Origin of the sequence: Paraglaciecola mesophila KMM 241 (genome assembly GCF_000315015.1) — a bacterium.
Classification (GTDB): domain Bacteria; phylum Pseudomonadota; class Gammaproteobacteria; order Enterobacterales; family Alteromonadaceae; genus Paraglaciecola; species Paraglaciecola mesophila.
The window spans coordinates 44,138-54,962 of the sequence record NZ_BAEP01000021.1; the positions used below are offsets into that span (position 1 = coordinate 44,138).

Below are 10,825 nucleotides of genomic sequence, written 5' to 3' on the forward strand. Positions count from 1 at the left end.
CATTAATCCTAATATTTTGTGTATAACCCTAAGATATTAATCACGTTACGCTATTGTTGTGACAAAGTTTCTGTTCACACTAGCCCTACGAAATAGTAAGTAGCTTATTATGATAACGAAAAATTATATTTATAAAATCATTTGTGTGGTTTTTTCTTTGGTGTTTTTAACGATGTCAGTCAGTGCATCGCAAAAAACGGGTGTGGTCAAAAAAGTTAAACCATCTGTAGTGGGGGTAGGATTGTATGATGCAATGTCTGCTGTTTCGCATCAGCTGCGGGGAAGTGGCTTTGTGTTTGGTGATGGAACGCTAATTGCGACTAACTTCCACGTTGTATCAGAACCGCTTGATCCGCAAATTGTCCAATATCATATTGTCTTTTCGGGAACGGGGAGACAGCCTAAAATCCATAAAGCTGAAATTATCGCTAAGGACCCAGTGCACGACTTAGCAATATTAAAAATTCGTGACACATTACCAGCCCTGCAGCTTGGGCCGGATGAGTATGTTGATGATGGACAAGATATATTAATGACAGGCTTCCCAATTGGTTCGATATTAGGATTATATCCAGCGACTCACAAAGGAATGATCGCAGCACTAACCCCAGATGTGATACCAAGTGCCAATGCGCGCAACTTAACCATGAAAATGCGCAATCGTTTAGAGAATCCTTTCATGATTTATCAATTGGATATGACAGCTTACCCTGGCAATAGTGGTAGTGCTATTTACGATGCAGAAACAGGCAGTGTTGTAGGGATAATTAATAAAGTTTTTATCAAAGAAACAAAGGAAGCGGTTTTAGAAAAACCAAGTGGCATCAGCTATGCTATTCCCGTCAAATATTTAAGATTATTAAGCAAAAAGAAAGGGATTGCAGTAAACTAATTATTAGTTTGTTAAAATCTGTCACTAAACTTTACAGTTTTTAAATCAATGCTAAATATATCTTTAAAAATCAGCGGTTTGAGTATGGGCCCGGATTTTGCTTGTACTGCCTGATAAGCGTTACCAACGGAGTATTAAAAACAATGAATGTCGTCGACAAAAAAACTGAGAATAGCCAAGATGCTGTTTCTAACCGACGTAAGTTTCTGTTAAAGGGATCTGCCGCTGCACTCATAGTGAGCCTTCCATCGAAAGCTACCTGGGCTACAACGGCCAATGGTTTTACGGTATCGGGCAACTTGTCAGGAAATTTATCACAAGCGTGTACCACCACAACGATTGCTGGAGTATCACCCGCTACTTGGCTAGTAGATGCTAAGAATGATCAAAACCTAAAAGACTCGCTAAAAGCGGTTAAGTGGGACACCGTTTTTAGTATTTCTACTACAGGTACGTATACAAACAATAATGGGGGAGTGGTTAGCCGACCTCATCTGTATCGTGTTTTATGGCAAGGTTCTGACATCGACAAAAGTTTAGTCGCTGGTTACTTGAATGCTTATTATGGAAATTATCCATTGTCGTCGGAAGTGACCCCTGAGATGTATGCTTCAATGCTTGAGGAAGAAGCGATGAACAATCAGGGTGCGCTTATGGATGCCTTGAGTCAAACCTATACGCGATAGTTGAAACCACTGCCGTTGAGTTTTTACCAAGTCAATCCAAACATATTGTTCTATAACGCCAGCGATTCGTCTGGCGTTTTTGTGTTTGTGCCTATCACGGGCAACTCTCTGAGATTGAGTGACCAATTTTTGGTTTTTTTTACTCAGTATCATTCTGGTATTCGCTTTAATGAAGAGCAAATGCTCGCTCTATTTCCCGATTCCTCCTTGTTCGACATTCAACAATCAATCAGGCACCTCGAATCTGAGTGCGTCATTCAGAAGGTCGAACCCATTGAGACTTAAGAACATATCAGAAAGTGAAGCCGCTGAGAGATTGATAAAGGGTCAAATCAACATCGATTTGGGCGTGGCAGCATTTGGTGTTCAATCTTCATTGCCCGATGTGCAGCGTGTGTTCTATCAGCTGTATGGTGACTATAAGTTACTTGATGAAGCATCTCCTGCGGATTTTCGGGTTGCCGTGCAATCGCCTCAATCCTTGAGACGCTGGTATAAACCGCAAATTCACTTTCTTCTCGATGAGTTCGTGCCATTTTTACCCTTACCACGCTCGCAAGCGTATCCAGTGTTAGAGTGGGGAATGAACTGGTGTATGGCGTCTCATATGCACAGATATTTATTGCTTCACGGTGCTGTGCTTGAAAAAGACGGCAAAGCGATAATTTTCCCGGCACCACCTGGCTCAGGTAAGAGCACGTTAACGGCCTACTTGGCCCATAGCGGTTGGCGCTTACTCTCAGACGAAATGACGGTTATTAATTTAGAAACCGGCCTAGTTCACCCGTTTGTTCGTCCAATCTGTTTAAAGAATAATTCAATAGATTTGGTAAAATCGTGGTTTCCTGAGGTGACTATCTCAAATATCGCCAGAGACACTAACAAAGGCGATGTGGCTCACGTCAAGCCGCCTATTGCAAGTATTGATAATATTAAGCAAACAGCTCAGGTGATAGCTGTTGTATTACCCAAATACACAGCTGATGTTATGTTAGATATCTACAGTTTAACCAAGGCAGATGCGTTTCAAGCGCTGTCAGACAATGCGTTCAACGACTCGGTATTAGGAGCTGACGGTTTTCTCGCACTGCAAAAGTTAGTCGAAAGTACGGACGCAGTGGAAATACATTATAACGACTTAGCCGAAGTCTCGGCCTTTTTGAATGAAGGGCAGTTTGCACCGTGAATGCTATAACTAGGTATACAGGCCACTTAGTCACACTGCTGTCAGGTAGTGTGCCAAAGTCTATTTCGCTCGTAGAGTGGGAATTGCTTATAAGGATCGCTCGTGAAGCATCGGTCTTACCAAGAGTTGCTTATGCGCTTGATACTGTCATGGAATCGGTTCCTGAGTACGCGCAAACGCACCTTATTTCCGCTAAATATCATGCAAAATTACTCGCTCAGCAAGTGCAATTTGAGGCCCGCGAATTCAAGCGAATTTTACCTGTTGAGCTGCAAGCCGAAATTATTTATCTAAAAGGAGCTGCTTACACATTATCAGGATGTACCGCAGGTAGAGGGCGTGTTTTCTCTGATATTGATATGTTGGTATCAAAAACCAATTTACGTGAAGTTGAAGCACGTTTAAGCGTATATGCATGGTTTACTCAGCCAACAGATGACTATGATGATATGTATTATCGTCAGTGGGCCCATGAAATTCCGCCTTTGAAGCACTCAGGGCGAGGCACAATATTAGATGTACACCATAATTTAGTGCCGCTTATCAGTGGTAAAGCCCCAGATATAAATGATTTTACCGCTGGTGCTCGGACGTTATCCTGTGGCGCGCGCGTCTTATCGCCAGGTGCTATGATATTGCACAGCGCTGTGCACTTGTTTTATCAAGAAGAATACCATCATGGCTTTCGCGACTTGTCGGACTTGCACTTGCTGTTTAGCGAGTTTGGATGTGAGCAAGCATTTTGGGATGAGCTATTTATTCTGGCGCAAAAAACAGGATTTGGTTTAGAGCTCGCCCTAGCATTACGTTATGTAAATATGCTGTTCGATACCCATATTCCACAAGCTGAATTACATAAAAGCCAACTTTGGCTGCCACCTAAAATTAAACTAAAAATATTTGATTGGATCTACTCTAGAGTACTGCAACCGCATCATACATTATGTAACGTGAGTGGGTTGGGCTTAGCCAATACGATGGCGTTGGTGAGAGGGCATTGGATAAAAATGCCAGTGCATATTTTGCTCATGCATACGGCTGCCAAAGGTTACAGAAATATGTTGAAGTGGGTGGCTGGCAAAGGAGTGAATAAGCCGGATAGCGCGAAGAACAACGCGCCACCAGGCATTTAACGTCTGTGTTTAAAAGAACCGCTACTGAGTGACTAGTTTATCTTTCATTTCTCTGCGCTTAGCGTGCAAAACAGGTTCGGTGTAACCATTTGGCTGCTCCGTTCCTTGTAGTATCAGCTCTTGAGCGGCTTGAAACGCAATTGATTCTATAGGATCAGGCATCATAGGGATGTATTCCTTATCTGAGCTATTTTGTTCATCGACTAACTGCGCCATACGTAACATTGAGTCATTTATTTGCGCCTCGTTAATTAAGCCATGCAACAACCAATTAGCGATGTGCTGGCTTGATATACGCAGCGTTGCTCTGTCTTCCATTAGGCCAACGTTATTGATGTCCGGCACTTTAGAGCAGCCAATCCCTTGGTGAACCCAGCGAACCACATAGCCTAAAATCCCTTGAACATTATTGTCTAGCTCACGCTGAATGTCTTGCTCGCTCAAGCTGGAACGGTTAGCCATAAGAGGTACGGTTAAGATATCATCCAGCCCATCAAAGTTATTGCTTGCAATCGGATTACGCAGGCTAAATACATCAATCTGGTGATAATGCAAGGCGTGCAAGGTCGCAGCGGTCGGGGAGGGAACCCAAGCGGTGTTGGCACCCGACTGAGGGTGATTGGTTTTACTTTGCATCATGTCTGCCATGTTATCTGGAATTGGCCACATGCCTTTCCCAATTTGCGCTTTGCCTGACATACCTGCGTCTACACCAATTTTTACGTTGGCCAACTCGTAGGCAGTCAACCAAGGCTGTTGCTTGATTTCAGCTTTTAACGCAAACGGCCCTAAATGCATAGAGGTATGAATTTCATCCCCAGTTCTATCCAAGAAGCCCGTATTAATGAATACGGCGCGCGCTTTGGCCGCATTGATACATGCTCTCAAATTCACGCTTGTACGGCGTTCTTCGTCCATAATGCCCATTTTCAATGTATTTTTAGGCAGTGCCAAAGCATCTTCTACTTGGCTAAACAACGTGTCAGCGAACGCCACTTCCTCTGAGCCATGCATTTTAGGTTTAACAATATAAATACTGCCCGCTTTACTGTTGCGATATTGGCCATTGTCTAGCAAATCATGTTTGGCGATTAGGCTGGTGATAACCGCGTCCATTATCCCTTCGTAGATGGGCTTACCCTGAAACAAGATTGCGTCGTTCGTCATTAAATGGCCTACGTTACGTACAAACATCATACTGCGACCATTTAGCGAAAAGGGCTTGCCTGTAAGCGTAGTGTAATTTCGATCTGCACTTAAACGCCTGACGGAGGAGCCGCTTGGTTTACTTAGGCTTACTTCAAGCGTGCCTTTAATCAGTCCTAGCCAGTTCTGATACACCAAGGTTTTATCTTCAGCATCCACTGCGGCAACTGAGTCTTCACAATCCATAATAGTTGTCAGTGCTGATTCAACTAATATGTCTTTCATGCCACTGGGGTCGCTTTGCCCTATTTGATGAGTGCGATCAAATTGCAGTTCTACGTGCAGGCCATTATGTTGCAACAAAATGGCGCTAGGGTTGTTCTTATCGCCAATAAATCCAAGTAACTGGCTAGGATGAGACAAGGTCGCTGTGCTCGCATCGGCTAGCGTTACCACTAGCTGACCCGAAGTAATATCATAACCTTGACTGGTGATATGGGAGCCATTGGTTAATGGTGCGATAACATCGAGCCACTTTCTTGCGTACTGTATAACCTTTTGCCCTCTTGCGGGATTGTATTCTTTTGTCCGCGTAGCGCCGTTATCTTCAGGGATAACATCTGAACCGTAGGCTGCATCATATAAACTCCCCCATCGGGCATTAGCAGCGTTAAGAGCGAAGCGCGCGTTATTGATAGGCACTACAAGTTGTGGGCCGGCCATGGTAGCTACTTCATCGTCGACGTTATCGGTGGTAATAGAGAAATCCGCTGGTGGCGTTTCCAAGTAGCCAATTTCTTGAAGGAAAGCTTTGTAGCTGACAGGCTCTAAGGTTGGATGAGACTGGCAATACGCATCGATTTTTTGTTGTAGCAAGTCGCGCTTAGCCAATAAGGCATCATTAACTGGTGTAAGCTGGGCTAGAATATTGCTAAAACCAGCCCAAAATTCTGTGGGGGCGACTTCACTACCAGGTAAAGCCTGCTCTTCGATAAAGGCAGCAAGCTGAGGCGCTACCTGTAATTGTTCACGTTGAATATATTGTTGCATGCTCTACTCCATTGATAAGGCTATGAACCCAGTCTACGAACTAAAACTTAGTTTGTTTAATTTATGGTTTCTATCTCAGCTATTTATTTTATGAATGATTATTGTGCAGACAAGGTTTCGCCAACGTCTGTTATCAAGCGACGTAACCAAATATGCCCAGCATCGTGGTGCAACAAAGCACTCCAGGCCATTTTTAGGCCAATCGGTGGGATATCAAACGGTGGGTCTAAGATCACAATATTTGGGTCGTTTTCATATAGCGCAGCTGCTTTACTTGGCAATGTTGCCACTAAGTTCTGCACCTTGGCGAGTTGTAAAGCGACGTGATAATGGCGAGTAAACACCCTGATGTCGCGCTTTTGACCAATTTTAGTCAGCTCGGCATCTACCCATCCCAATTTTTGCACTTCATTCGGATCTATCCCGACACCCACACCAAAGCCGGTTTTACTTACCCAAATATGCTTGCTGTCGATGTAATTTTGCAGCGTAAAGTTATCTACTATGGGATTGTTACTGCTAACAACACAGGCAAAGCGATCGTACCAAACGACTTTTTGGTGGAACGATAACGGTAACTCTTCAAAGCGGTTAATGGCCATATCCACTTTACCTTGCTCAACATCATGAAAGGTCACGTCGCTTGGGGTAATCATATCCAGCGTTATGTTTGGTGCCACTTTGGCCAACTGGCGTATCACCTCAAGGAGCAACGTGGACTCAGCGTAATCGCTGGCCATGATCCTAAATGTACGCTTACTGGTTTCAGGTACAAAGTCTGTCTCTGGTTGAATAGAGGCCTCAAGTTTAGATAACACATCGCGTATAACGGGTTGCAGTTCTAGAGCTCGCTTTGTTGGTGTCATCCCGTCACTGGTGCGCACCAGTAAGGGATCTTTAAAAAGATCTCGCAGGCGCTTTAAACCATTGCTCATGGCAGGTTGGGTGATACTGAGTTGATTTGCTGCGCGGGTGACGCTGCCTTCTCGCAGCAATACGTCCAGATACACCAATAAATTGAGGTCTACTTTTGAAATATTCATAATATTAATGCACTTAATGTTTTCTATTGTGTAAGCAGATTGTACTCAGATGAGAAAAAGATACTAGTAGGTGAGTGAAAAATTTTAAGTTTATGTATTAAAAGGATTATTTTTTTTATTGACTGCGTGTGCTGATGAATTTAGTAGAAAGATTAATATAAAAGTTTGATGTTAAAGAAATACTCATTTTACAAATGAATGCTGTTCTGCAGGCAAAAAAATAGCAGGTTACCCTGCTATTTTTATACTTTGAAAGTTAGACGTTAGACTGCAACGTCGAACTGATTCATGGTGTTGTCTTTGCCTGACGCTTTAAGCGCTTGGTCGCCAGAGAAATACTCTTTATGATCATCCCCTAGGTTAGAGCCCGCCATTGCTTGGTGTTTAACACACGCTAGCCCTTCACGTAGCTCTTTACGTTGAACACCTTTAACATAAGCTAGCATGCCTTCTTCACCGAAGTAACCTTTCGCTAGGTTATCAGTTGACAGTGCTGCCGTATGGTAAGTAGGTAACGTAATCAAGTGATGGAATATACCCGCTTCACGTGCTGCATCCGCTTGGAATGTACGTACTTTTTCATCTGCTTCTTGAGCCAATTCAGAGGCATCATAACGCGCAGACATTAACTCTTCACGATTGTAGCCAGACACATCTTTACCTGCTTCAGACCAAGCATCGAAAACTTGCTGGCGGAAGTTTAGCGTCCAGTTGAACGAAGGTGAGTTGTTATAAACTAATTTCGCATCAGGTACTTCTTTACGAATAGCACTTACCATTTCACCAATTTGTTGAACGTGCGGTTTTTCAGTTTCAATCCACAATAAGTCAGCGCCATTTTGCAGCGATGTAATGCAGTCAAGTACTACGCGGTCAAAGCCAGTGTCTGCTTTGAATTTGTATAAACCATTCGGTAAACGAACTGGTTTTACTAGCTTGCCGTCAAGTTTCAATACTGAATCGCCATCTTTCAAATCATCAACAGAATCAACTGCTGAGGTTTCTAAAAAGGCATTGTACTGGGCAGCCAAGTCGTTAGGCGATTGAGACACTGGGATTTTTTGAGTCAAGCCAGCACCTAAAGAGTCGGTACGCGCAACAATCACACCATCGTCTACGCCTAGCTCGAGAAACGCGTAACGTACGGCATTGATTTTACAAAGGAAGTCTTCATGAGGCACGGTTACTTTACCGTCTTGGTGACCACATTGTTTAGCATCAGATACTTGGTTTTCAATTTGAATACAGCACGCGCCTGCTTCAATCATCTTCTTAGCAAGTAAGTAGGTTGCTTCTTCATTACCAAAGCCTGCATCGATATCAGCAATAATAGGAACGACATGGGTTTGGTAGTTATCGATTTTAGCTTGAATTTCTTGGGTGTCTTGACCAGCTTCTTTGGCACTATCAAGTGCGCTGAACAGCTCTCCAAGCTCTTTCGCATCGGCTTGGCGCAAGAAGGTATAAAGCTCTTCGATTAACGCAGGTACTGACGTTTTTTCGTGCATTGATTGGTCAGGCAAAGGACCGAATTCAGAGCGTAGAGCTGCTACCATCCAACCAGACAAGTACAAGTAGCGTTTGTCTGTGGTGCCATGATGTTTTTTAATTGCCAACATTTTTTGTTGACCTATAAAGCCATGCCAGCAACCTAGAGACTGAGTATAAGAGCTTGAGTCTTTATCGTAATCAGCCATATCTTTACGCATGATACCCGCAGTGTATTTCGCAATGTCTAAGCCCGTTTTGAAGCGGTTTTGAGCTTTCATACGTGCTACATACTCTGGGTTGATAGCACTCCACGTTTGGCTATTTTCGCCAGTTAAGGTTTGGGCAGCTTGAATGTCATTTGTGTAGTTAGACATGACGATGTTCCTTATGTTTGTAGGTAAAATTTGATTAGCAGGTTGTAAACTGAATGTTGCTGCTAACCGATGACCAAATCCTACTAACAGAATTAAAATAACGAAAGGAAATGATATTGATTTTCGATATTTACTTAATGAATGATTGTTGGCTCGCTTTAAATATAAAGGCGAAGAGAATTAATAAGCCCTGTAAAACAGCATAAAGTCGCCTTTTTAAGGTCGTAATAAAAATGTAGATCCCAGCAACATCTGTTTCGTTTTATCCATTTTGGACGGTTTTCTATACCGTGATGTACCTAAAAATTATAATTCAAATATTTTGCGACAAAAAACGCCAAGGTTTTTTCAAAAATATCGCCCCAATACTACGCCTTGTCACAAAAGGCTGCGTATAATCAAGCGTTTGAATATTAAGCAAATATAGGATTGAGATGAAGTTTGTGAGTACCGTTTTGCTATCAGCCCTGTGTATGGGAGCCGTAGCGCAAGAGCCTAAGAATGTAATTATGGTCGTTGGTGATGGAATGGGGCCAGCGTATACCACCGCATATCGTTACTTTGCAGATAACAAAAATACGCCACTGGTAGAGCTAACCGTTTTTGACCGCATGCTGGTAGGTATGGCCAGTACGTACCCAGCGCAAGTCTCTGGTTATGTCACTGATTCGGCGGCGGGTGCAACGGCCTTGGCCACAGGCGTAAAATCCTATAATGGCGCGATTGCTGTTGATGTCGACAAAAAGCCTGTTTCTACGGTACTTGAGTGGGCAAAAGAGCATGGATTGAAAACAGGTGTTGCTGTTACCTCACAAATTAACCACGCGACTCCTGCAGGATATTCAGCACATAACGAGAGTAGGAAGAATTACAACGAGATAGCTGACAGTTATTTTGATGACAAAGTGGATAACCGTTTCGTACTTGATGTCATGCTCGGCGGTGGTTGGGACTACTTCATTCGTGATGATCGCAATTTAGTCGCAGAGTTCGAGGGTGCCGGTTACCAATATGTTGATAAAATAGCCGACTTGAGTGCCACAGACAAAAATAAACCATTGTTGGGTTTATTTGCAGACCAAGGCTTAAATTGGTCGTTAGACATGCCGGCGAAACAGCGCTTACAAACGCTCACTCAAACCGCTGTTAAACACCTTGAAAACGATAAAGGTTTCTTTTTACTCGTTGAAGCCAGTCAAATTGATTGGGCCGGCCACTCAAATGATGTCGGCGCAGCGATGACAGAGATGCGAGACTTAGCGGACACTATGACGTGGCTAGAGCAATACGTTAGTGAGCACCCTGATACATTGGTGGTATTAACCGCCGATCACAGTACGGGCGGTTTTACCATTGGTGCTAATAAAATTTATCGTTGGGAGCCGCAATGGCTCGATAACCTTAAAGCATCGCCGTACGCTATTGCTAAGCAATTAATGACAGCTAAGAATAAAAGTGCGTTAGCTGCTGATCTTCTTGGTTTTTCTCTTAATGATGAGGAAAAGTCCATGTTGGACGCAATAGATACTCAAGATGACGAATTAGCGTATCAAACAGTGAAAACCTTATTAGATATTCGCACCAATACAGGGTGGACGACGGGAGGGCACACCGGGGTCGACGTGCCGGTATACGCCATAGGGCCTGGCAGCGAAAAATTCCGTGGTATGTTAAACAACACGCAGGTCGCAGATAATATTTTCACCTTGCTTGGCCGAGAGTAACCAATCTAATCGGCTAATTATTGAGTGCTCAGGTCGTCAGTGTTCACGACTACGATTTTTAAGCAGCCAATAAAAAACGCTGATAGAGACAATACTATAC

At 43.3% G+C, this 10,825-nt stretch carries 8 protein-coding genes; 5 read left to right on the top strand and 3 right to left on the bottom strand.

Features of this window, described 5'->3' with window-relative positions:
• Positions 1 to 109 precede the first annotated feature (109 nt).
• From GMES_RS04850 to GMES_RS04870, 4 genes are all read left to right on the top strand, one after another.
• The gene (locus GMES_RS04850) at positions 110 to 892 is read left to right on the top strand and encodes a S1 family peptidase (RefSeq protein ID WP_006991467.1); all 783 of its coding nucleotides are present in this window, start codon (positions 110 to 112) and stop codon (positions 890 to 892) included.
• A 143-nt stretch (positions 893 to 1,035) separates the two neighbouring features.
• Entirely contained in the window at positions 1,036 to 1,578 is a 543-nt protein-coding gene (locus GMES_RS04855; protein ID WP_006991468.1) for a hypothetical protein, read from the top strand.
• 274 nt (positions 1,579 to 1,852) lie between these two features.
• Positions 1,853 to 2,764, top strand: coding sequence for an HprK-related kinase A (locus GMES_RS04865; protein WP_006991470.1), 912 nt, complete (start codon positions 1,853 to 1,855; stop codon positions 2,762 to 2,764).
• On the top strand, positions 2,761 to 3,897 hold the full coding sequence (locus tag GMES_RS04870; RefSeq protein WP_039986605.1) for a nucleotidyltransferase family protein: 1,137 nt from the start codon (positions 2,761 to 2,763) through the stop codon (positions 3,895 to 3,897). The genes GMES_RS04865 and GMES_RS04870 overlap by 4 nt, the downstream gene beginning before the upstream one ends.
• 21 nt (positions 3,898 to 3,918) lie before the next feature.
• On the opposite strand, the gene GMES_RS04875 is transcribed toward GMES_RS04870, so the two are convergent.
• The 3 genes from GMES_RS04875 to GMES_RS04885 form a co-directional block, all read right to left on the bottom strand.
• A complete protein-coding gene (locus tag GMES_RS04875) occupies positions 3,919 to 6,093 on the bottom strand; it encodes a malate synthase G (RefSeq protein WP_006991472.1) in 2,175 nt (724 codons plus the stop codon).
• A gap of 98 nt (positions 6,094 to 6,191) precedes the next feature.
• Positions 6,192 to 7,136 (bottom strand): LysR family transcriptional regulator, encoded by a 945-nt coding sequence (locus GMES_RS04880; RefSeq protein ID WP_006991473.1) that lies wholly within the window; start codon positions 7,134 to 7,136, stop codon positions 6,192 to 6,194.
• A 263-nt stretch (positions 7,137 to 7,399) separates the two neighbouring features.
• A complete protein-coding gene (locus tag GMES_RS04885) occupies positions 7,400 to 9,001 on the bottom strand; it encodes an isocitrate lyase (protein ID WP_006991474.1) in 1,602 nt (533 codons plus the stop codon).
• A 434-nt stretch (positions 9,002 to 9,435) separates the two neighbouring features.
• Here GMES_RS04885 and GMES_RS04890 point away from each other — a divergent pair, with 434 nt between their 5' ends.
• Positions 9,436 to 10,725: an alkaline phosphatase gene (locus GMES_RS04890; protein ID WP_006991475.1), complete on the top strand. Its 1,290-nt coding sequence runs from the start codon at positions 9,436 to 9,438 to the stop codon at positions 10,723 to 10,725.
• The last annotated feature ends 100 nt before the right edge of the window (positions 10,726 to 10,825 follow it).

Bases quoted from the DNA above. Each gene is read 5' to 3' on its own strand.
- GMES_RS04850 (WP_006991467.1), top strand. From the start codon at position 110: ATGATAACGAAAAATTATATTTATAAAATCATTTGTGTGGTTTTTTCT.
- GMES_RS04855 (WP_006991468.1), top strand. From the start codon at position 1,036: ATGAATGTCGTCGACAAAAAAACTGAGAATAGCCAAGATGCTGTTTCT.
- GMES_RS04875 (WP_006991472.1), bottom strand. From the start codon at position 6,093: ATGCAACAATATATTCAACGTGAACAATTACAGGTAGCGCCTCAGCTT.
- GMES_RS04880 (WP_006991473.1), bottom strand. From the start codon at position 7,136: ATGAATATTTCAAAAGTAGACCTCAATTTATTGGTGTATCTGGACGTA.
- GMES_RS04885 (WP_006991474.1), bottom strand. From the start codon at position 9,001: ATGTCTAACTACACAAATGACATTCAAGCTGCCCAAACCTTAACTGGC.
- GMES_RS04890 (WP_006991475.1), top strand. From the start codon at position 9,436: ATGAAGTTTGTGAGTACCGTTTTGCTATCAGCCCTGTGTATGGGAGCC.